This is a genomic window from Chitinophaga pinensis, assembly GCF_007896845.1.
GTDB classification, from domain to species: Bacteria; Bacteroidota; Bacteroidia; order Chitinophagales; family Chitinophagaceae; genus Chitinophaga; species Chitinophaga pinensis_C.
This window is the reverse complement of record NZ_VOHS01000029.1, coordinates 11,537-36,519: the sequence shown is the minus strand read 5'-3', so window position 1 is coordinate 36,519 and position 24,983 is coordinate 11,537. Positions and strand designations below refer to the sequence as shown.

Below are 24,983 nucleotides of genomic sequence, written 5' to 3'. Positions count from 1 at the left end.
CGATCTTTGGCTGACTTTTATCCAACAACCTGTTTTCCGCGAGCACCATGATAGGAGGCCACAAAAAACAAAAAGCCTGTTCTACCACCCCATACATTGATCCGGCTCCCAGGGCGGGAAAAACACCTGCAATCATGAGCAATGTTAATGGTATCACGAGCAGCATGGATATTCCAGCTACCTTTCCCCCGTTATCAGCTCAACGTCCGGGTTGACAGTCATGAAGAATACACCTACTAGTATTGGTTATCGCCAGCCCTACCAACCATTCTCCACCAGTGAGCATGTGAGCCTCTCTGTTATCCTCTTTTTAAATTCCGAAATGGTTTTCCTGTATTTCCAGATCCAGCCTATACTTAACGGCAGACACGCCATATAACATCGCTATTAAACGCATTGTCCCTGACGAACGCGCAGATGATCATCAAAAGTATGGTAAGACCGGTAATGATCCAGGCGGGCTTCTTAGATTGTGATGGTATTTTGATTCATAGTGTTGATTCAGTAACCGCATGTATGTTTAGTTACGCTTTATATTTTAATTACCTTTAAATGAAGTATCGAATACATTGGAAAGGCCTGTAAAATAAATATCAGCATTGCAATACTCAGCTGTATATGCAGGATATTCTTCGGGCGCCGGGATAACTCAAATACTTTCATAAATATAGGTCGTAGATATTCGGGGTCTAAATATAGAATTTATTTCATTGTCTCAGGGGATCGGACAGAGACCATTAACACTAAAATAGTATCAGTTTAGACAGTGCCAACAGCACATTTAATCTGGATCAATTTGACTGCACCTGAACGAACAATTAAAGCAATGGAAGTGTTATCACAGAGACTCCCACAACTGTTCAATAATTAGGTATAGATATTGTGATTATAAAAGCAAACAATGCTGGTTGATCGGTTACTGTTTAGTACTAAGAACCCTAATAACACTCAACTCTTAAAGTGATTGATAAATAACATTATGCAAAAACCTCCTCAAATAGAAAAGCTCCAAGTCCTTGAACTTGAAGCTTCTAATTTTCTGTGATCCCGCTGGGACTCGAACCCAGGACCCATACATTAAAAGTGTATTGCTCTACCAACTGAGCTACGGAATCATTCCCGTTGAACGGGGTGCAATATTACGTTACATATTTATAAACTCCAAACAAAAAATAAAAAAGCTGCCTCATACGAGGCAGCTTTTTCTTATAAACCCTTATCAAACTTACATCTTCACGAATTTCTTCGTTACAGGTTTTCCATTATTGGTGAACTTAAGAATATAAACACCCTGTGTCAGTTTGCTTACGTCAAGTATACCATTGGTGGCCTTGATGATGATCGTCTGTGAAGTAGCGACGTTGGTGATAGTGAATAAGCCATCGCCTTTCACGTTACCTACTGTCAGCAGATTCACAACCGGGTTAGGATACATTCTGATAGAAGGTTCCTGTTCTACCACAGCTGTTGTTCTTGCAGCTTGTGTAGTAGCGGCGAACTCAATCCAGTTCAGGTTGAAATCTGCATGGGAAGCATATACACGCAATGTCTGTTTGCCTGCTGTCAGGGTCACAGTTTTGGTGATAGTGCTCCATGCCTGCCATCGCCTGTAGCTGGTACATCGACAGTTGTGAGGGTGTTGGCACCTGATTGCAGTTGCAGCTGACCACCACCTGGTGCGCTGGCTACGCGGAAGGATACATTATAGCTACCAGCAGCGGTAACATTTACAAAATAATCCATCCAGTCGCCGGTATCTACCCAACCGATGTTTTCTCCACCGCCGATATCTCCGCAACCTTCTGTCTGGATACCGGACATGGCGTCAAAGCTTTCTGCTTCGATGTGTCCCGGTACTGTTTTTTCAACAGCAGCAGCGGTAACGTTGATGGCAACAGGAGCGGAGCTTGTCGTCATTTGTGTGTTATCGGTTGCTTTAGCAGTGATGCTGTAAGCGCCGGTTGCAACACCTGTCCAGAGGAACTGGTAAGGAGCAGTCGTATCTTCTCCGAGTTTAGTGGCGCCCTGGAAGAATTCACTTTTCTGATGCTACCATCTGAATCAGCAGCATTTGCTTTCAGCAGGATATCAGCATTGCTGACAAAGGTTTCTCCATTAACAGGAGCAGTGATGCTGACAGTCGGAGCGTTACCTATGGCCAGATCAAAAGTGAAGTAGTTAACGTTGAAGTCATTTGCTTCCAGTACGATACGGAACACATGTATACCTGCAGGCAGTGACTGTGTGGTCGTAGTGGAAACGGTCTGCCATGCCTGGAAACCGCCTGTTGTCGGTACTGTAACAGTGCCGGTGATATCAGTACCATCCATTTCTACATGGAAGGTCTTGGCAGCACCCGGATTTGCTATGCGGGCAGAGAAAGTATATTTACCGGTAACAGTAACGTTGGCAGTGTACTCCAGCCATTCGCCATTGTTTACATAACCGATATTGAAACCACCTTCGGAGCAGTTTTCGAGGTCTACGCCTTCATTGGTACGGTATTGATTACCCTGATTGGCAGTGCTTGCATCGTGATAAGCAATGCCTTCGCCGCCATAGTCAAAGTTTTCGATCTCGATCTTGCCCGGGATAGTAGAAGGTACAGCCGGATCAGGGAATGGATTCTGACGGGAAGCACTTGCTTTGTAGGTAGCACGGAAGACAGTATCCTTTGCTGGTACACGGATGGACTGTAATGCATCACCACCATGTGCCCATGATACGAAATCGTAGGTGGTGTCACCGAGCAACTGTGGTGTAACTGCCTGCAGTGTAGTCAGGGAGTTTACAACCATTGTTTTGGTGAACGGAGCCACTTCTCTTGAACCTAATACAAGGCTGATACCCGCGATATTGCTGGCAGCAGTTACCTGTACTTTATTCGGATAGAGATCAACGGAGTCTACACCGGTACGACCGTTAGAATCTTTCACGGTCAGCATCAGTCTGAACCAGATATTCGGAGAAGATTCACCGAGGTTGTCAGCGGTGAAGCTGCCTGATTTTACCCCTTTGGTCAAGGTCGGACCAGGATGCCAGTGCTCACTGGTAGGTGTATCCTTATGATAGAAACGTGCCTCCCATGTGTAAGCTGAATCAGGTAATGTACCATCTTCTGCATCGGTAGCCGTTGCAGAATAGTTAACAATAGTACCTACATTCCAGGTCAAAGTAGCTGCTGGTGTAAGGATCTTCGGAACCGGTCTTGCATTGAATGGCAATACAGTCAGTTTCGCAGGATTACTGTTGATGGTGCTGATTGGATTGGTCACTACACAACGATACTGACCTGAGTCAGCAGGTGTGGTCTGTGCAATGCTATAAGTAGCAGCAGTTGCACCGGCAATGTTAACGCCGTTTTTCTGCCACTGGAAGGATAATGGTGTGCCACCGGAAGCTGTTACAGAGAAAGACACGGCGTCTCCTGCTGTGACAGTTTTATTTTCCGGCTGATTCACGATAGATGGTGCCTGATTGTTATTGTATTCAACTCTGTACAGACTGCCATCTCCTGCATATGCGATGTAGTAGATGTTGCCATCTATACCAACGCTGGTACCCAGTATTCTCGTGAAGTTCTTCGCAGAGAACTCAGTATACTGAGAAGCAGGCGTAAGACCATTTAAATCAACAAATCTGTACCAGTCACGACACCAGTCTGAGAAGAAGAACTTGTTCAGATACTGTGGCGGATAATTGGTAGCAGGAGGGTTGAAGAACAGGCCTGATGTAATAGCACATCCACCTTTCGTCTCACTATGGTCGTAAAAATAGATCGCGGGGATAGTAGCAGTGGTATCCTGCTGATAACCCGTCTTGTGATTCTGATCCCAGCCATAGTTGTATCCTCTGGCAGGATCAGGATTGGTAACATCGTTAATTTCTTCATAGTCACCGCCTACGTCCACTACAAAGATTCTCTGAGATACAGGATCCAGAGACATTCTCCATGGATTTCTCATACCACGTGCCCAGATACTTCTTTGCTGACGGGTGGCATTAGGGGTGTCATAATAAGGGTTGCCCGGAGCTGGTTGTCCGTCTTCCGTCAGACGCAGGATCTTACCACGGTAAGTAGTCAGTTTCGGAGATTCGATCGCCTCATTGCTCTCGCCGATCGCTACATACAGCAGACCTTTGCGGAACAACAGTGCACCACCATTGTGTGCGCCGTTGATGATCGGATCAAATTCCATTACTCTTCTGACAGAATCAACACCGTTAGACTGGTTGATAAACAAGATGTCCAGATAATGGCGCGTCATTTCTTTATTGGTATAGAAAATGTAACAACGACCATTGCTGGTGAATTGAGGGTGCAATGTGATACCCAGTAAACCCTGTTCTGCATCGGTTACTGTTTGAGTGGTATACACGGTAGATACGGTTCCGTTCTGATAAACTTTAACCTTACCTCCACGTTCAGCCATGAATATTCTGCCATCGGCGGCATGCGCCATAGCAGTAGCTTCAACGATAGAATTGTCAGTTAACTTTTTCAGAGTAAAGCCAGTAGGCACCTGGCTGTAGGCACGGTCAGTGCTCGCTGCGAGCAAGGCAATTCCAAAGCAGGCTGTAAAGAACCGCTTGTGAAATGTAAGCAGCAGGTTTTTCTTCATTGTCTTAAATGGTTTTTTGTTGAATACTAGGTTTCCCAGGTTTTTTAAATTGTTGTTTTGTAGATGCTAAGTCCAAAGGGAGTGACGTTGATCAAAAAGTGGGATAAGGTTTTCAAAAAAATTTAACGATGAAATTTACAAACATTATTGGATACTTCTAGTGATTACTCATATTATTTTTATGTTGTACTTATACAAGTACGCACTGGCGCTCAAATACTATCTTAAAAAATAGCCAGTACGTGTGTCTAACGGAGACACTTAAACGTACTGGCTGTTTAAGTAGTTGATATTTATTGTTTAATAAATTTCAGCAGCAATGTTTGCTGTGCGCTGTTCTTCAACTGAATGAAGTAAACGCCTGCTGGTAAACGACTTACATCTACACTGTAGGTAGACGATACCTTGCCTTCCTGCGACAATTGCTGTGTAGACCACGTACGGCCGTTGAGATCTACCACTCTTGCCTGTCTGACTGCTTCATTGCTCAGTAATTGAACCCTGTCATTGACTACCGGATTAGGATACAAGGTTGCTTTCCAGTTCGTAGCAGCAGCCTGTTTCACTGGTGCTGAACTGGCGAGTAAAGCAGCTCCTGTACGCAGACTGCCATATGCCTCCAGCTCAAAAATGGAATAACCATACACCGTTGTTCTTGCTGTACCATATATACGCAGATAACGCCCATGTCCTGTCAGACCGGTAAACTCATTCACCAGTGTACTGTTGTTGGTCACCGTGCGCAATGGCGTCCAGTTGATCGTATCATTAGAGACCTGTATTACGTAGTCTTTTCCAGCCGCCGTTTCCCAGGTGATCTTCACCCGGTTGATATCATAATCAGCACCCAGATCAACACGGATGGACTGTGGATCTCCAAAACCACTGGACCAGCGGGTATTGATATTGCCATCTACCGCATACTTTCCTTCCATAGCAATATTCTCGATGGAAGTAGTACGTGTAGGTTTGTTCAATGCCAGATTGGTCTGTGTAACCGGAGGATCTGATGTAACGTAATAGATGTTATCTATATAGAAGCTCGCCGCTGCTGCCGGTGCATCTCCGGAGAAGGTAAATGCCTGCGACATCGTCGTCAGGTCCACATTGGTCAGCGAACTCACAGGAATCGTCACTTCATGCCATTGGCCATCTCTGAGCAATCCCAGTTTCTGTTCGCCGGCTGCAAAATTGATAACCTGCTCACCGTTCTGTGAAATAATACTGAAACGGAATTGTCCCTGATAAGACGTTTTAAAGTGGAACTTCAATGACCCGTTGGCAAAATGCGTCAGGTCGCGTACATCATGTGCCACACCCAGACCAAACCAGCTGCCTGCCGCTGCTGTAACACCTATTACCTGTGAACCCTCATACGGTGCCGCACCGCTGATAGTCGCCAGATTATTCCAGATATACAGATTGGCATCCAGTCCGTAGGTCATTTTTTCAGTGATAGAAGCATCTTCACTATAGATACCATACTTGCTGGAAAGGATCTTATTATCCTGTACGGTGATAGTCACCGGTGCTGACGTAGTACTCAGTTTACCATTATCTGTTGCTTTCGCAGTGATCGTATACGTACCCTGCGGAACGTTCTCCCACGTATAATTATATGGTGGTTGTGTCAGCGTCGCCAGTAATGTACTACCGTTAAAGAATTCCACTTTGTAGATGATACCATTGTCGTTGACGTTCGTATTGATCACTACTTTAGCCGGCTTCCGGTAGGGTGTACTAGCCGTAGGGGAGGTGATACTGATCTGCGGCGCCGTATTGCCGGGTGCAGCTACCAGTACTGTCACCGGCTGCGAAGTGGTCATCTTATTCTGATTGTCTGTCGCTTTGGCGATCAGTTTGTAAATACCCTGTGTAGAAGTATTCCATGTGTAATTAAACGGAGCATTGGTAGTGGTACCCAGATAATAGGCGCCATTATAGAAATCCACTTTGCTGATGCTGCCATTCGGGTCACTGGCATTAGTTTGTATCGCAATAGCGGCAGGCGTGGTATACACCGCCTCATTTGCAATATTCGTGATAGCAACCTTCGGTGCCGGATTCGCAGATACGCCTCCGGTGTAATAAATGTTGTCGAAATAGAAGTCAGCTGCTGCTGCCGGTGCATCGCCGGAGAACATAAACAGCTGTGTAACCTGCATCAGATCCAACGCACCAAATTCGCTGACCGGAATCGTGACCTCATGCCATTGTCCGTCTCTGACCAGACCATGCTCATTGCTGCCGTTGAAATTGATCCAGCCTTCCCCGCCATCCGAAGCAATACCTACTTTAAATACTGCCGTGGAACTGGTCTTCATATGGAACTTCAGACTACCGCCTGCATAGTTGCTCATATTTTTTACATCATTGGCTACACCAAGTCCATACCACGCACCGGCATTGGCATGAAATGCCCATACATTGCTACCCTCAAACGGTGCAGGGGCAGGAGAGGTGATGTTGGTGATGTTGTTCCATAGATACAGGTTAGCACCCTGACCAAAAGCAACTCTGTCGCTGACAGTAGTATTGTCAGTGAAAATGCCATAATTGCCCTCAGGTGCATTGTTACTAGCCAGTATCAGTTCTTCTCCCTGCGACCGGTCCTGATACAGTCTGATGTAATCTACTTCCATACGTCCGGGTAGGGGAGCCGTGATCCCTGCCGCGGAATGAATACCGGGATAGTTACCGCCTACAGCAAGGTTCAGCAGTATGTAAAACGGATTGTGAAAGGCTTCAAATCCGTTGCCACCGCTAATCCCTATTTTGTAAAAGGGACTATTGTCAAGGTAAATAGTCAGGAACTGCGGGTCCCATTCCAGCTTGTACAGATGATAGTCGTCGCTCAGGTCAACGCCCGTAGCCACGGTGTCTTTTGCATAGGTGGCATGACCGGTATAGCCCCCCGGATTTTCTGTCCACCAGTGAGTAGCTGCACTCAGTGTGTTGTTTGGTCTGCCCGCCGCAATAGCGCCCGCAAAACCCATTTCGAGGATGTCTACTTCACCGTTGTGCGGCCAGGTACCACCTGTAGCGCCCAGCAACCAGAAAGCAGGCCAAAGACCGTTCCCGACCTTCGGTACTTTAATGCGTGCTTCCAGTGAGCCGTAGCGGAAGGTTACCCTGCCGGCTGTTTTGATACGACCGGAAGTAAAAGGCTTGCCGCCCATATCCTCCCGTCGTGCTTCGATCACCAGGTGACCGTTTTCAATTCTGACATTTTCTGTGCGGTTGGTGTAGTACTCCAACTCCGCATTGCCCCAGCCACAATTGCCCTTGGCACAGCCATCACCTGTTTCATAGGTCCATGTCTGCGCATTAAGGGTTGAGCTGGTAAAACTTTCTTCCCAGACGAGGGTTCGCTGGGCATACGTGGAAACTGGTAAGAGTGAAAGACAGAGCACAGTTGCAAGCCATGGACTCTTTTTCACCTTGTTGTTTGGGTAAACCGGGTTCTTCATTTGGTCAATTTTAAGGTAACGTGAACGTGGTATCTAAAATTTTTCGGTACAGGATAACACTTTTCATAACATGGAGGAGGGTGGATTCATAGGGGCTCAAAAAGCCGCTGTTTGCTATACGAATTTAAGCATAATAAGGCACAATAAGTAATCCTTTTAGTCGAAAATACACGACGGTAACAGATAGCCGCAATAACGCAGCAGTCATATAATAACAGGTAATCTCCAGGATTGAATATTGATATAAAGCCACTTGTATATAAACAAAAAACGCGCGATAGATATCGCACGTTTACAGTTTTAAAATAGAGCTCAGTATACTCGTTTACCATATCTATTTTCTGGGATGTAACCCATTATCAAGCCTGTCGTAAAGATCCTGCAGATGACTGCGTGTCATCTCATCACTGGTCTGCGGAACTGCTGCCCTGATACTATCCGCCAATGCTTTTGCATGGGCTTTGATCTGCGGCAGCGCATCTCCGTCTTTGCTCAGCGCCGTTGAAGGCATCAGCGGGTTCTGTGGACCCGGTGTTATCATCATGAGCAGTCTTTCCACATATACACGCTGTAATCCACGACGATAAGTATCGATCGTTTTATGTGCAGCGAGTTCTGAAAAAATACCCTGTTTCAGTTCCCGTAAAAACTGTGCAGTCGTATAAGCATTCGCCCCTTCCACATTCTCCTGCAATGACAGGCGGTCCAGTACATCAGGACTCAATAACTGAAACAACACCTTTTTCTGTACATTGGTCACAACCGCAAAACTGGTTTTTGTCAGTCCTGCCAATTGTGTGTCATTCAGCCACATCGGCGTCGTGAACAACTGCTCCTGCAGGAATGCCATTGCACGCTGTTGTTTGCTTTTTGCAGGGAATTCGTATACTGGTCCGGCTTGTTCTACTGTTTTCGGTGTTGTCAATATACCACCGATATTAGCCGCCGCATGACCCATATACAGATCAAACTGTTTTACCAGTTCATTGTACATCTCACCGGCCTTGCTGTAGTCCTCATTCGGTTGACGGGTCCAGTCCATGAGATGTTTTTCTATCCGCTTCAGATTGGCGATACCATAAGCACCTGCCTTCATCGCATCATCTCCAAGGTCTTCTCTCTGATTACGTGGATCATAATGTGTGGCTGCTTCCCATGGCACCCGCTCAATACCAAAGAAGTACTGTTTACCGGAGGCCAGTTTTGCCATCACCATTTTGTTTAATGATGGGGTTTCTTCTACTGGTGACTTCGTATCTGGTAATACGCGGTATGCCCATTCAATCGCCCATTTGTCATAAGCACCGATGCGTGGGAAAATACCTTTCGGACCTATGTTATCTTCCGGCTGTGCCACATAGTTGAAACGGGCATAGTCCATAATCGAAGGTGTATGACCATTTTCTTCTACCCAGCGTTTGCTACGCAAACTGTCTACCGGCACTGTCGAAGAAGCCCCCCAGTTATGACGCAGACCCAGTGTATGCCCTACTTCATGTGAAGACACAAAACGGATCAGTTCTCCCATTAAATCATCCGGCAGTTGCGGCGCCTGTGCTCTCTTATCGATCGCACCCGCCTGAATGAAATACCACTTGTACAGCATATCCATCACATTGTGATACCAGTTGATATGCGTTTCCAGTATTTCACCGGTGCGGGGATCTTTAATGCTTGGTCCCATTGCATTGGCCATAGAAGATGGTTTGTATACCAATACGGAATGACGCGCATCTTCTATGCTCCAGGTGCTGTCATCTGCGGGTGCTTCTTTGGCAATGATGGCATCTTTGAAACCCGCTGCCTCAAATGCTGCCTGCCAGTCGTTTACGCCGGCAATAAGATAAGGCACCCACTTCTTTGGCGTTAGTGGATCAATGTAAATAATGATCGGTTTCTCTGGTGTAACCAGCTCGCCGCGTTTGTATTTTTCAATATCTTCCCTGCGTGGTTCCAATCGCCATTTCCAGATCAGACTTTCAGTTTTTATACCCTGTGGATTCGCATCAAAGTCAATATATTCATCTGCAAAGAATCCAACCCTCGGATCAAAAAATCTTGATTGCATCGGAATAGAAGGCAACAATACAATTGAGCTGTTCAGCTCAAAACTGTACGTTTTCACTTCATTCGTAACCGGCATAGGCCGGCCGGTATAAGTACGCACACTCTTGATCTCTATGTTCATCGGATAAGCATGTACATCTCCGATGTAAGAACGATCCGCCGCCATCATATTCAGCCCGCCCAATGCTTTGGCGCCTGCGTCAAAGAAGAAGACAGAATTATCATTGTTCAGATAGTCCGTCATTTCGATCACGCTGCTTTTACTGCTGTCATTCACCGCCTTTACAGCAAATGCCGCCTGTATCGGTTGCAGATTATTGTTCATCAGGGAACGGTACAGGCCATTGGAAGAACTATCCGCCGCTCTTTCTCTGTAAGAGATGGTTTGCAGGAATATTTTATTGCCCGTGCTTTTCTCAAAACGGATCACCTTTTCACCGATCTGATCGCCTGCATAAGTAGGCAGTATCATCGGACGGTAATCTGAAGAACCTTTGGAAATTCTGCTGACAACCAGCAGGTCCCTGCCCAGCAGTGAGTCTGGTATTTCAAAGTAATACTTGTCGGCCGACTTATGCACCTTGAATAAACCATTGCTGGTGATCGCATTCGCAGGAATGACCTCCCTGTAAGGCTTCAGTGCTTCCTGCTTCGCCGGAAAGGCCACTTTTGCCAGTGCTGCCGCCACACTGTCTTTGTTGGGCGTCGCAGTATCTTTTCCCTTCTGATGCTTCTGTGCGCTTGCTGGTACTGCTGCCGTCAGGGCACACAATGCCCCAAGCAAAACATGGGTTGTTGCTGATTTCATTGTAATGAATACTAATTTACTGTGATGATGGCATGTTCCCTTTATGGGAGGGTTATGGTAAAGACTGTGTTGTGATTAATTGGCATACCCCGGATTCTGTTTCAGATTCGTATTGAGCTGCGTCTCACTGTACGGAATAGGCAGGATTTTATAATTGCTGTTCCATACTCCTCCTTTCTGTGGCGTGAGTACCGTCATAATAGAATCTACCTTGTCTGTACGTATCAGGTCAAACCAGCGGTGTCCCCATTCTGCAAACAGTTCTGATCTGCGCTCTGCGGCTACCACCTTCAGCATATCCGGTTGATTTGCCGCCTGCGTATCTCCCAGTCCGGCTCTGCTGCGGATCATGTTGATATCTGATGCCGCACTGTTTGCCCCTGTGATATTCCCCAGATGCGCTCTTGCTTCGGCGCGTATCAGATACTGCTCTGCAAGGCGTAATACGAGCAGCGCCTCGGGCGTAGTACTCAGGTTCTTCTGGTATTTGAAAGGGAAATAGTAATCGGTGTTATTCACCGTAAACGTATCTATCCAGTTTGTACGGCGGGCGTCTCCCTGTTCAAAACTATTAAAGAAAGAAAGACGGATCGCTGTAGCACTCTGTGAGCTGGTACCTGGCGCTACCTTGGTCAGCATAAAAAATTGTCCGTCGAAAGTAGAATAGTTAGTAGCCAGTACTGTCTGTAAATACCAGATCGCTTCTTTACTTGTGCTGATGAATACCCTGTTCAGATCCGTTTCAAGGGAATAGGTACCATTGTTGATCACACTGGTCGCTGCTGCTTCCGCATTCGCCCACTGTTCCATATAGAGATAGACTCTGGCCAGTAAAGCGCTGGCTGCAGCCTTATTCGGCCTTGCTCTTTCGGTTGTACCCGCTGTAATGCCTTTATAGTAATCATTACCCATCAGCGACTCTGCATCTTTCAGGTCCGCAACAATCTGCTCATACACCTGTGTTTTAGGTGCACGAGACAGCGTGTTGTTGATCCTGTAATCAGTGGTCAGTGCCAGCGGCACATCACCATAAGTGTTCACAGCGTAGAAATAGATAAAGGCACGAAAGAATTTTGCTTCTCCAACCAGTTGTCTTCTCACCGCATCTGATACACCGGTGGATGCAGTAACGCCTTCAATAGTGGCATTACAGGTGTAGATACGTTGATAGAATTCATTCCAGAAATAGGGATTGGCAATGTTGTATGTATTGGTATAAAATTCCTGTAGCGTAGCGTCCTGTGAAGCAGGCAGGTAATTCACCAGTTCATCAGATGCCAGTGATTCGCGCATGGTAATACTTCTGTTGCCGGATACAAAGTTCAGATTACCGCTCATGATGTTACTGTACATACCGGTCATTACAGAAGTGGCAGACATGTCATTCACAAAGGCCTGCGAACTTACGATCTGTGTGCTGGGCGGATCTATTTCCAGGGCTTTCTTGCAACTGGCTGTCATTAACAAACCCAGTGTAAGACCTGCAAACAGTGAACGGAGTAGTTGATATGATAATGTCATGTTGTTGCTTTTTAGAGGTTTACTTTAATACCGCCGGTGAATGTTTTCAATGGTCCGAAGTTGATTGCATCTGATTCCGGATCGAAGTCACTGAATTCTTTTTTAGAGAATGTCAGCAGATTCTGTCCCTGTGCAAAAAGAGATACCTGCTGCAGACGCAGTTTCTTCATCAGCGTGGCCGGCAGCTGATATGCAATGGACACATTTTTCAGGCGGAGAAAAGCTACCCTTGAATAAGCCAGGTCGCTGTTCTTACCATATAAAGCCCATGGCAGGAAGCCAAGCAAACCTTGCGTATATTTTGGAATATCAGTTACATCGCCAGGTTTCTGCCAACGCCCCAGTGCGCGGCTTTTCAACTGATTGCCCTGAAAACCGGGAGGATAGCTGCCATTGAGTAAAGGATTCTTCACGGTATGGTCCTCGAACTGGAACAGGAAATCAGCTGTCCAGCCTTTATAACGCAGACTGTTCTGGAACCCTCCATAGTATTTGATCGTTACAGGATCTACTAGTCCCGTTCTGTCTACCGGCGAGGTCACTTTCTTACGATCCTTATCATAGAATGTGTACACGCCTGTCTGTGGATCAACTCCCGCATACTCATATACCCTGATCGTACCCAGTGGTCTGCCAAGGATAAAAGTAGGATCATCTGGTCCTACGCCCGGATAAGACACCAGTTTGTTACGTGGTAAGGCAACGTTCAGCGAGGTGCTCCAGTCAAAATCTTTGGTTTTGACGTTGGTGGTACGCAGCTCAAATTCCCATCCGTTATTACTGATAACTGCCGGTATGTTCTGTCTGATAGAACTAAATCCGGTTACTGCGGATAAAGGCAGATTCTGTAACTGGTTGTTGCTGCGGTTAGTATAGTAGCTGGCAGTAACAAGGATCTTGTCTTCCAGGAAACCGAGGTCGATCGCACCCTCAATCTTACGGGTGGCCTCCCACTGTAAAGCGGCATTAAATAAGGCCTGCGGCTGTAAACCATTGGAACCCTGATAGGGTTAGAAATAGAGCGATACAGGTCCAGGAACGCATAATCGCCCGCAGCGTCATTACCCGTCGTACCATAACTACCTCTCAGTTTACCAAAGCTCAGGAATGGCAACAGTTCTTTTACCGCTTTCTCCTGGGTAAATATCCATGCGCCACCGGCTGACCAAAAGAAGTGGAACCTGTTCGCCGGACCAAAACGGCTGGAACCATCATAGCGGCCATTCAGCGTCAGGATGTATTTACTGTCCCACGTATATTTTATCCTGCCAAATGTGGCATTGTAAGCGTTCTCTGCTATCCCGCTGCTTTCATTGGTCAAGGTAGCTGCTGCTGCCGGATTCTTCAGCAGCGCATCACTGACATAGTTGGAACCGAATTGTGTCAGCGACTCATTCAGTTCATGTCTGAATGTTTCCCCTAGTAATGTCTCTACATTACCTTTGCCCAAACGGAAATTATAAGTGAGTTGTGGTTCTATATTCCATATGTTGTAGTTGTTGGTACTATAACGGGCGGAAGCATTTTTTATACCGGTCAGGTAAGGATTGATGATGTATAATGGAGAGCCGGTATATTCTTTGATTGCCGTGTTCTGATAACCGCCTGCCAGTTTGATATCTAATCCTTTGATCGGTCTGTAACTCAGGGTGATGTTTCCGTTCACGTTATTACTACGTCCCAGATAAGGTTGCAGCAGTGAAGAAAATGGATTACCAAAAGTCCCGTTCTCCCAGTTCAGCGTACCATCGGGATTGAAGGGCTCAGGTGCATTGGGAGCCAGATCTCTCACTGATCCTGTCGGATCGATAGGAGGGATGTCATTGTTACTGGATACATAGTAAGCGCCTGCATTCACGGAGAATTTATTATCGTCACTGGTACCGGTGATGTTAAAATGAGCGGAACCTTTTCTTACAGATCCGTCTGTTGGCATTACCGGACTCTCTCTGTGATAACCACCGCCAACAAGGTATTGTACCTGGTTATTACCGCCGGATACGCTTCCCTGTATATCTGAGACGTGCGCACTACCACCCATTATACGTTCCTGCCAGTTAGTATACCTGGTTGTATCCCAGGTACCGTTTATATCATAGTCCGCCGGACCAGGACGTACGCCATCATTAGCCAGCGCTTCTCTGCGCATCTGCAGATATTCCTGCAGATTCAGGTACTCCGGCATACGGGTTACTTTGCTGATACCGGTATATGCCGTTACGTTGGAACGCATACGTCCGGGTTTTCCTTTTTTAGTAGTGATCAGGATAACGCCGTTTGCGCCGCGTGAACCATAAATAGAAGTAGCATCTGCATCTTTCAGTACATCCACACTGGCGATATCAGCAGGGTTTACAAAGTCCATCAGATTACCGCCATCCAGTGAGTTGTTGATAGAGCCATAAGTACCGCCCTTGAAAGGCACACCATCGATAATATATAAAGGCGCGGTACCACCGGAAATAGAGTTAAATCCTCTTAACTGTACATTGACTGCGCCACCTGGCAACCCATTCACCTGATTGATCACAAGCCCTGAAACGCGTCCTGCTAAGGCTAATAAAGGGTTGCTGACAGGGCTTCTTTCAATTTCCGCAGCAGTAACAGTTGCCACGTTACCGGTACTGAAACGTTTGGTAGTAGTACCATATGCGATCACCTGTACCTGATCCAGTTCGCTGGTTGAAGGTCTGAGTACGATCATTGTGGGAATGAAATAGCGGATACGCGCAACTCTCGTCATATAGCCGGTATAAGTAACTACCAGTTCCGCACTATCGCCGGCCAGTTCGCTGCGTATCTCAAAATAGCCATTACCATCTGTAGTAGTACCTTTACTTGTTCCTTTCAAGGCTACAGTTGCTCCCGGCAGCCGTATACCATTCAGATCGGCTATCCAGCCTTTAACAACCTTTGGAGGATCGGGAGCCACTACCAGTGCCGCTGGTGCAATGGTGAGGCGTTTGGGATCTTTTGTGATGACAATGACATTATTCACCACGGCATAAGCCAATCCCTGTTTATTCAGGAGGTCGGGTAAGAACTCGCTGATATCTTTATTTTTTACGTTCACGTCTACCGGCATCGTGTTGGCCAGCAGGCTCGGATTAGCGATAAACTCACGCCCTGTCTGTTCACTGATAGCCTTGAAAATATCAGTGAATGCCGCCTTCTTTTTGTTGATCGTGACCTTCTGGCCATAACTGGCGCCGCTTACATGCAACACAGCCACGAGTATCAACGGAATGATTAGCTTCATAATCATAAATAATTTGGAAAAAGGAATTGGCATACCTTTGCCAGGTACAATGTTGTTCATACTTGTACATTTAGGGATTTACTGATTAAATGACGTAAGAGACATTTGGAAGTAGCCCGCACAGGAGGGCCCCAGGTGCAACTGGGGTCCTCACTATTTTAGTATCAGGACCTACAACTGCTGTTTTCTTGTTTGCTGATTTTTGGTTGTTGCTTGTTTGCTGTTTCTACTACATATGCGTTTGGTTGGTTGTTGATGTTTAATGAGCGATTCGTTTCGGTTGTTTTGTTCCCTGTTTATTTTTCAGCACCGGGTATGACGCTGATATGATTCCCTGTTATCCGGAAATGTACTTCTCCTGTTGCTGCGATTGTTTCCAGTAATGCCTGTGCCGTTACTTTGCGGGACAGAATACCCTGAAATTCTATATTGTCTACGTTCCCCTCGTAACTGATTTCTACGTCGTACCATCTGGATACCTGCCGCATGATCTGTCTGATGTTGGTTCTGCTGAAACGGAACTGTCCGTTTTTCCACGCCAGTACCTCATCCAGATCCGGTTTGCTGATGGAGAAATTGCTGGCACCTGCTGGCAGACTGGCCTGTGTACCGGGTGTCAGTATGGTTGTTGTTGCGCCTGCCGCAACCTTTACAGATCCGCTCACCAGCGTTGTACGTACAGCATTTTCATCGGCATAAGCCATAATGTTAAATCCTGTCCCCAATACATGTACGTCCAGTTTGCCGGTTTTAACAGTAAAAGGTTGGGCGGCGTTTGGGGCTATCTCAAAATAGCCTTCTCCGGTAAGTTCCACATTTCTTTCAGCCCCCCTGAATGCGGTCGGATAACGGATAGATGAAGCTGCATTCAGCCATACATGCGATCCGTCTGGTAATGTTAGCTGGAACTGTCCGCCTTTCGGCGTAGACAGCGTGTGGTATTGTATGTTGTCCCCTGATCCACTGTAAGCGATAGCGCCGCTATCTGCTTTAATTACTGAGACGCCTCCTGATTCGGCAATAGTGCCTTTTTCGGCGTTATCTAATATGATCTGCTGTCCGTTAGCCAGCGTTAGTACCGCTTTATTGCTACCGGGTGTAAGCATGGTATTTTGTACTATCACAGCCGGTTGTGGTCGCTGTGTACGTATCATCCATACGGCAGTGCCGCCTCCCAGTAAAAGAAGAGAAGCCGCTGCGGCCCACCAGTAATTACGTCCCCTGATCTTCCGGATGTTATCGTCCTGTCCCGTTACTGCTGCCAATGCTGTTGTTTCTTCCTGATAGTAGGCCGTCAGCCGGCTATATATATTATTGACAATCTCCCGGTTATCATACACAGGTATCTCCTGCATGTCCATCAGCACTGCTTCATGCGCACGCGCAAGCTCCTGTAACTCTGCGTCTGTTGCTTCAGTCAGGGTCCATAGCCTGAAAGCGGCTACGCGTTCCTCGCTGACCGGGGTCCCCTCCGCCAGTTTTGTCACAATAGTGATGGCTTCAGTTATATTCATATATGACATATATAGGTAAAGACGGTTCTTAATTCCGAATTTTCACCAGGACAGTAAAAAATTTTAAAAAAAATCTCAGGGCTGGAAGAAAAGTATCAGCAGAAGAAGGGTAAAACTAATACCATTGCGGGCCAGATAGTCTTTTAGCTGTTGGGTAGATTGCTGCAAAGATTTGTGAACACCACCTACAGACATACCCTCCGCATCCGCGATTTCCTGAATAGTCATTTCATCGCGTGTACGCAGCAGGAAAATACGGCGCTGTTTTTCCGACAACAGATCCAGCCCGGAGCGGGCAATAGATTCATACTGATCTGTGATCAGTTTGTCATCAGCACTGTAGTGTGGCAAAACGTAGTCTTTGCTATAGCCGGCCTGTTTCTGGAGCAATGCATTCCGGGCCTTCAGAAAGTCATTCAATGCATTCCGGGCCATGATAAATACATAGTTCTTAAAAGAACGTACTGTGATAAGTATTTCCCGTTTCTTCCAGACTTTCAGGAATACTTCCTGACCGATTTCCTCCACGTCATGTTTGTCAGTCAGATAAACCTGCAGATAATGTATAATAAGCGGAGAATAGGCATCATAAAGGCGCGTGAATGCCTGCCAGTCACCTTCCGCAACATTACTGAGTAGATTTCTTTCCTCTTCTTCCGTTATATGTATATGAACATTAAGCGCTGACAATGAAAATAATGGTAAAGGAGTAAGCCACAAATATAACCGTTTTCCTCAGGATTGTGCCGGTCTTACCTGATCATCCGCTACCGCCAGCAGAAAGTCATATAGGCTGACTTCCGCAGGTAATTCCAGCTTCTTGCGCAGACGGTATCTGCTCGTTTCTACTCCACGTACAGAAATACCCAATGACTGCGCGATTTCTTTAGTGGTAAGATTGATGCGCAGATAGGCACAGAGTTTCAGATCAGTCGTGCTCAGCTCCGGATAACGGCGTTTCAGCTGAAACAGGAAATTGTTATGTACCTCATCAAAATGACGGGAAAACTGTTCCCAGTCCTCTTCATTGTTTTCCGCTTCCTCAAACAGCCGCATCACTTTTTTAAACGCTCCCGCCGGCGACTCCAGTTTCTTCATGGCACTCAACAGCTCTTCCTTGATATTCGACAAAACTTTACCCCGGTGTAACAAATACATCGTTGCCGTCGCCAGTTCCTTATTTTTGAAACGTACTTCCGCCGTCAGCTTTTCATTCTGCAGACTGATCAGGTCCTTCTCTCTTTGCTCTTTTTCAAACCGATGCCGTAAAATCAGCTGCTCCTGTTTCTGTTGATAGCGCCTGCGCTGCCGGATGAATTTTTTCTTTTGATAAATATAGGCCCATAGCAATAAAGCCAGAGCACTCAGCACATACAAGCCCATCGCAATACCCGTCTGATACCACGCCGGTAATATCCGGAAGGCATATACTGCCGGACGGGACACATTACCCAGATTGTCCCTCGCCCGCACAGAAAAGGCATAGTATCCGTGTGGCAGATTGGTATAATCTTTTTCTGTTTTTACTGACCATTCACTCCATCCCTGATCAAATCCTGCCAGCCGGTAACTGTATGATATGGTATTCCCCTGACTATATACCGGAGACGCATACTCAAAATGAAACCCCGAAAATGCATGGGGCATCGCTTTGAAAGAATGCTTTCCCGGGGGATGATAGCCGCCGAATAAAAGACTGTCTTTACTCCCATGTGCGCTGACCTGTCCAATCAGGACAACAGGCAATTCCCTCGAATGCCGGTAATGCTTATAATTAATATGATACATTCCCTTCTCCGCGCCAACGAAAATGTTCTCGTCATCATATGGATACAGAAACTCAAATCCACTGACCACCTGACCTTTCAGTTCCGGGAAATACACAATACTATAAGGATGCTCAGGCAGGGGTTTATGAAAATCAATCACACCGGGCATCTTATCTGAAACAAACCAGATATTCCCGCTGGCGTCTTCCGCAAGATGTTGTAATGGAATATTCTTTAATACAGGATAGAGCCATGGGGAAGGAACAAATCGTTTGCTGCCTGTATCATATTCATATACGCCTGCCTGTGTAGCGATCAGTGTCCGGTTCCTGATCCGGAAGACGAAATTGTTGTAGTCGGAGGGAAGCCCGTTTTTACTGGTGAAAAGCGTATACTGCAAAAGACTGTCTTCTTCCACATGCATCCTGAAAACACCTCTGTAAGGGTGTGAAGACCAGACAATACTATCATCTTCCACTGCCAGAAAGCGGAAGGACTCAAATAAGCCCCTTACTCTGGCCGCACTGGCTAAAGGTGTACCATTTTTCTTTATCAGTTGGAGACCATTATACCCACCTGCGAGTATATGTGAGGAGAAGGGGCGGAACAACCAGCATCCCGTCAGTTTGGAAAGGAGCCGGGCGTCTTGTCCCCCGATCTCGAATGCTCCTTCATGATGGCCCATTAATAAATGCGCATCTATCTGACTCAGATTCCATACCTGTCCCTGCGTATGTCCGATCCGCCGGAAATGTCCTTCCTGAAAACTCAGGTCTTTCTGTGTACCCAGCGGCGTGGCAAAAACACCATCAGAAGTGCCGATATACAACTGCTCCTTAAATATCGCCGCTGTGTAGGAGGTAAGATATCGTTTGCCATCCGGCAGGATCTGTTTCACCGCCGTATTGTAACGCACCATATCGATCCCGTTGTCCAGCGTCAGCCAGATATTCTTCGCAGGATCCGTAAATATCTTTAGTACACTGTTATGCTGGAGGCCCTCATCCACCGTAAACCGCTGGATAATATGACCTGTTGCGCTATTAATGATATAACAACCGCCATAAGAGGTGCCGACTAATAATTGCCGGTCATTGTCTCCCCAGTTCTTCGCACAATAGATCTGTTTTTCGGTGAAGATGGCATCTGCTGCCGTCCGGAATGGAAACAGCTGACCGCCATACATTTTGAAAAGGCCATGTTTTAACGTGCAGATGAGTAAAGTGTCTTGTCCGCCATCAAGGATCTCCCTGACCAATACCCGCTGACTGGCAATGGCTGTACAGACAGATTCCCATTGTCCGTTCCGGAAACGCAATAATCCCCTTGCTGCATCCTGCGCATATATTTGTCCGCCGGTACGGCGTAATACCTGCCATTCCGCCTGCGCGGGATAGATACGTAATGTCTTATGATCATAGTGAAAGATCTTGTTGGTGCTTCTGAAAAAGATACCACTGTCATCGATCACAATATCCCAGATATCGGCAAATTGGTCTTTCCGGTTTCTGACAACAGGTTTAAGGGAGGTATATCTCAATACACCATCCGCATCTGGCAGGTAATAGCCAAAATCATCCTGTGCCCCGATGTAGATCCGACCATCTTTATCCGTCCTGACTGCCCTGAGCCGGGTATGATTAGGAACAGGGAGCAGTTTCCACGAATGGCCGTTGAAGGTCATGAGTCCTTCATTATTGGCAAAGTACAGAATGCCATTCCGGTCCATATCGAGGTCCCAGGTTTGCCCGCCACCCGGATATTGCTGACGGGTATAATTGATCACAGGTGGTAGCCCGATTATTTGTTGTGCGGTGGCCAGATGGCTCCATAGGATAGACAGCACAAGCAGAAAAAGCTTGTTCATTTTCCATAACGTTTCGCTAAAAATAGGGAATAATATAGCGCGAAGTAACGGTGACGTAAATAAGGTTTATTGATAATCAATACACTATGGTATGCTTGTAGTAGATTAGACGTACCCCCTAAAATAAGGTGGATGAAAATTAACCTCATCTTTGCGCTGATCAAATTAACCATTCGTTTCCGCGTTATGACACCTTGTTGCTAAAACAGGCGTATTATTTATACCCTGTCCGGCAGCGATAAGGGTATACCGTGGAAACAATGAAAACCAGAAAATTTAACTATGAAAAGGCAAACCCTCTCCACGTTGCTTAGTGTACTGCTCTTGTCAGGGGCAGTAACATCCTGTAAGAAAGAAAACAAAGCAGAACAGGCACCTAAACTGTCAGCAGATGACAAAACCGTTGGTGCTGTATCGGCTGCCGCCAGATCTTATAACCTGATCTGGTCTGATGAATTTGATGGCACCAGCCTGAATACCTCTAAATGGGGGTATGAAAATGGTAACCTCGGTGTCAACAATGAAAAGCAGTTTTACCAGACCCAGAACGTCGCTGTAAACAATGGTAATCTGGTGATCACTGCCCGTAAAGAAACCGTTGCCGGACAACCCTACACATCCGGTCGTATTAACAGTAACGGTAAATTCTCAACAAGGTATGGTCGTATCGAAGCCCGTATCAAACTACCGGGAGTACAGGGCTTATGGCCTGCCTTCTGGATGTTGGGTAACAGCATCAGCACCGGCGCCGGCTGGCCTGCCTGTGGTGAGATTGACATCATGGAGCATGTAAACACCGGTAACACCGTGTTGGGTACTATCCACTGGTTCAATACGGTTTATTCCTATTATGGTGGTAATACGACCACCACACCAACCGATTACCACGTGTATGCAGTTGACTGGGATGCTTCCGCTATCCGTTGGTATGTTGACGGTGTTCAGTTCCATGAGGCTAACATCCTGAACAACATCAATGGAACAGAAGAATTCCATGCACCTTTCTTTATCCTGCTGAACATTGCCGTAGGGGGTAATCTGCCGGGTAATAACATCAATGATGGTGCATTGCCTGCTTCCATGCTGGTGGATTATGTAAGAGTGTACAGCATCACCGACACACCGGGTGGTGGTACTGCTCCGATCGGTTCAACCATCACTATCAAAGGCAGCAACGGTTTATTTGCCAGCGGTGAAAACGGTGCGCAGGCAATGACCTGCAACCGTCCGACTGCACAGGCATGGGAACAATTCACCGTAGTAGACGCTGGTGGTGGTAAAGTAGCACTGCGCAGTCAGGGCATGTATGTTTCTTCCGAAAATGGCGCTCAGGCGATGACCTGCAGCCGTCCGACCATTCAGGATTGGGAAAAATTTGATTGGATAGATAATGGCGATGGAACCTTCTCGCTCCGTGGCAATAACGGCGCTTATGTTTCCAGCGAAAACGGCACACAGGCAATGACCTGTAACCGTCCTACGATTCAGGGCTGGGAGAAATTTACCCGCTGATAAGATATTATTCTTTTCCCTCGATTTACCCCTTAGCTGGCCGTCATCATGCCGTTATCTCTTCGTTTATGGACGGAGGGATAACGGCTTAATAACGGATCAAGTCCACCTTTACTCCCGGTATACGTCGGGTATACTCCCGGTTTTCTTCAGGTAAATAGTAGCTGTAACTGATTGGCTATCCGGCAAAAAAAAGTGCCACTATTAAAGTGGCACCTATCACAAATATGAAAAAGTTTAATCTGGTTAATGCATGAGTTTCACCCGGATAGCCCTTAAGCCTGAAACTCCCTGAAGATCCTCAATATCAAAGCGTTCGATTTCTCCGTCCAATACTGAGCGCGATTGCAGCGTTTTTATATACCCCAGATATTCCTGCTCCTCTAACGCACTGGAATACACAATAGTCACCTTGCCTGACTGCGTAATACGCTCCGTGGTATCTTTTATAAAAGCTTTATCTATCCGCTTTTTCACGATCTCAAAGCGTGCATTGTAACTGCCATCCACATCAAATCGCTTTTCGTCCATCCTGAACCGGATAGAAATAGTAGAATTATATACTAAAATTAGTGTGGTAACATCCAATGGGTAGGGGAGCTCCGGTTTCAGGTGATGATGGGCAATTTCCATTTTACAGAGCGTTTCCAGCTGCCAGAGTCGTAAAGTATAGAGGCGTTGGATATCAAATTTTTGTTTCGGGGCAATAGATCCGCCAATATACAGGTTGTGTTCCACCCCATCGGTTTTGAACCGTTCAAAGTAATGGGGGAAGGAGCGTTGAGCTGCAACCTGTTGTTTATCAATGATACCGGTCATCCGGTCATTGATAGCGGCGATTGTGGCTTCATATTTCCGGCGATGCAGGTGAAACCGGCCATATGCCTTATCATTATCCGAAAAGTAAGCTTCCACCTGCGGGTCAGCCATAAATGCATGTAATTTGGGATGCACTTCGCTGACCACATAAGCAGTAATATATTGTTCTGTACCCGCCCGTAAGGGGAAAGAAAGCTCTATCAGGTACTCCTTCAGCTGTTCCTGTATGGTATCAAAACCTCCCAGTTGCCGGAGTAAGCGGGATAAAGTCTTTACCTGTAGCAGGAGGTCTTCCTGTACGCTGTTATTACGTACCTCAGACGAACCTTTGATATCAATCTGTCCGTATAGTGGATATACGTCACGAAACACGATCTCATGCGGTTTGTACTCTTTTCCTGCGTGATGATGGGCAATCAGCCGTTCCGCTTCTTTTCTGAATTTCCAGTATACGCTTTCGTGAATGGAGGTATAATTATTCTGGATCACGGCCTGTACCTCGTTTTGCATTTCTGCCAGCAATCTTTCTACCGTGTCGGTCAGGAAGGGCATGACCACCTCCAGTTTATTGGCGTTGATGCTGTTGAGTTCCTTGGGCCGTACAGAGACCATTTCCATAACGCCCAGTAGTTGTCCGTTCTTGACTACAGGAGCGAGGATAAAACTCCTGATGCCTTTTTTGAACAGGAAATTGGCCAGCCGGTTTTCCGGATCGGACGCCAGAAATTCGTTTACGTTAGACACGGCGAAGTATTGCTTCTGCTTCACTACACAGCTATACGAACTCGTACATAACAGTTCACGCGCTTCGCTGTGTTTATGCCCCTGTACAAGGAAACTGTGCATCTGTTGTAAGCCAAAAGGATCGGCGGTGAAATGATCGTCTTCCGGGTTATAAAGGCTAAAACCTACCTTAATATCCGGTATGCGGTAAATGGACCGGAAGATAGACTGTATCTTATCTTCAAACCCTTCTGTATTTAGTCCCAGCAACTTCTCCTTAAAGATAGATACGGCATTCTCCACGGTGGCATCATATAGGGTCATGATGGCAAATCCCTTTAATATCCAGCTTTCCGTCGGAAACTTAGCTTTCCAGAGTGCGAGATCATCGTAGTTATTCAGCAGCAGATCGATTTCTTCCTGACTGAGCGTCGGTGCTTTATCCGTTGGGATAATATCGAGAAAATCTGCATTGTATAATATCCTGTAATGTTTGATAACACCATCCGCAGTAGGAATGTCGTAGAAAAACGGTCTGCCGAAATCCAGTGAGGTGCCATAAAATTCATTGAGAATGATGCAACAGCTCAGCACATAGGCCTGATGTTCGTCAAAATCCCTGATAGCAAAGCTAAAGCCGGGACCTGCGGCCCGCAGGATGTTTTTAAACCGTTCTGTATGATTAAAAATGAGATCTGCATAAGGCAGGTTGATGGCCTTTATCTCATTCATCGTGAGGGCTTCAGGAAAATAGTCGGCCAGCAGGCGACGTATCAGTCCCTCGTTCTTTTCTATCTGATCAGCAGATGTAATACCCTCTACCAGTTCAGGGCTTTGCGCAATTTCTTCCAGCAAGGCTTTGGCACGGCTGGCCACCTCGCCTGCAGGTCCTGCTGCCTGTTTTTCCAGTCGCTCGGCTAACTGGTAAAAACTGAGTTGAATCTTAAACGGGCTGTCCGGAATCGAATGCAGGTTCATGTTCTTGTTATCTTACCGGTATAAAATTAATCATAATTTCCTGGTATTCGGTCG

General features: G+C 46.4%; 10 protein-coding genes, 1 tRNA gene and 2 pseudogenes. 1 reads left to right on the top strand and 12 read right to left on the bottom strand.

All coding sequences use genetic code 11. From position 1 onward, the window contains the following. Positions 1-1,042: 1,042 nt before the first annotated feature. The 11 genes and pseudogenes from FEF09_RS22000 to FEF09_RS21945 all read right to left on the bottom strand — a co-directional run bounded on the left by FEF09_RS22000 (position 1,043) and on the right by FEF09_RS21945 (position 20,897). Positions 1,043-1,115: transfer RNA gene (locus FEF09_RS22000), tRNA-Lys, on the bottom strand. Positions 1,116-1,225: 110 nt separating this feature from the next. Next, a pseudogene (locus tag FEF09_RS34900) lies at positions 1,226-3,461 on the bottom strand (T9SS type A sorting domain-containing protein); the annotation flags it as partial. 45 nt (positions 3,462-3,506) lie between these two features. Beyond that, positions 3,507-4,463, bottom strand: a pseudogene (locus FEF09_RS34895) (PQQ-dependent sugar dehydrogenase); the annotation flags it as partial. A 452-nt stretch (positions 4,464-4,915) separates the two neighbouring features. Further along, positions 4,916-8,092, bottom strand: a complete 3,177-nt coding sequence (locus tag FEF09_RS21980; RefSeq protein WP_146307100.1) for an Ig-like domain-containing protein — start codon at positions 8,090-8,092, stop codon at positions 4,916-4,918. Between the two features lie 334 nt (positions 8,093-8,426). Then, complete coding sequence (locus FEF09_RS21975) at positions 8,427-10,967, bottom strand: zinc-dependent metalloprotease (RefSeq protein ID WP_146307099.1); 2,541 nt, start codon at positions 10,965-10,967, stop codon at positions 8,427-8,429. Between the two features lie 75 nt (positions 10,968-11,042). Beyond that, the gene (locus FEF09_RS21970) at positions 11,043-12,488 is read right to left on the bottom strand and encodes a RagB/SusD family nutrient uptake outer membrane protein (RefSeq protein WP_146307098.1); all 1,446 of its coding nucleotides are present in this window, start codon (positions 12,486-12,488) and stop codon (positions 11,043-11,045) included. Between the two features lie 11 nt (positions 12,489-12,499). Next, the gene (locus tag FEF09_RS21965) at positions 12,500-13,168 is read right to left on the bottom strand and encodes a hypothetical protein (protein WP_146307097.1); all 669 of its coding nucleotides are present in this window, start codon (positions 13,166-13,168) and stop codon (positions 12,500-12,502) included. Positions 13,169-13,311: 143 nt separating this feature from the next. Further along, the gene (locus tag FEF09_RS21960) at positions 13,312-15,747 is read right to left on the bottom strand and encodes a SusC/RagA family TonB-linked outer membrane protein (protein ID WP_186774456.1); all 2,436 of its coding nucleotides are present in this window, start codon (positions 15,745-15,747) and stop codon (positions 13,312-13,314) included. A gap of 296 nt (positions 15,748-16,043) precedes the next feature. After that, positions 16,044-17,261: a FecR family protein gene (locus tag FEF09_RS21955; RefSeq protein ID WP_186774455.1), complete on the bottom strand. Its 1,218-nt coding sequence runs from the start codon at positions 17,259-17,261 to the stop codon at positions 16,044-16,046. Between the two features lie 75 nt (positions 17,262-17,336). Continuing rightward, the gene (locus FEF09_RS21950) at positions 17,337-17,981 is read right to left on the bottom strand and encodes an RNA polymerase sigma factor (protein WP_146307094.1); all 645 of its coding nucleotides are present in this window, start codon (positions 17,979-17,981) and stop codon (positions 17,337-17,339) included. Between the two features lie 15 nt (positions 17,982-17,996). Beyond that, entirely contained in the window at positions 17,997-20,897 is a 2,901-nt protein-coding gene (locus tag FEF09_RS21945) for a triple tyrosine motif-containing protein (RefSeq protein ID WP_146307093.1), read from the bottom strand. 282 nt (positions 20,898-21,179) lie between these two features. Between FEF09_RS21945 and FEF09_RS21940 the strand changes: the two genes are divergently transcribed. Continuing rightward, on the top strand, positions 21,180-22,409 hold the full coding sequence (locus FEF09_RS21940; protein WP_146307092.1) for a family 16 glycosylhydrolase: 1,230 nt from the start codon (positions 21,180-21,182) through the stop codon (positions 22,407-22,409). 246 nt (positions 22,410-22,655) lie between these two features. Here FEF09_RS21940 and FEF09_RS21935 read toward each other — a convergent pair whose 3' ends face one another. After that, positions 22,656-24,929, bottom strand: coding sequence for a GAF domain-containing protein (locus tag FEF09_RS21935; RefSeq protein WP_146307091.1), 2,274 nt, complete (start codon positions 24,927-24,929; stop codon positions 22,656-22,658). Between the last annotated feature and the right edge of the window lie 54 nt (positions 24,930-24,983).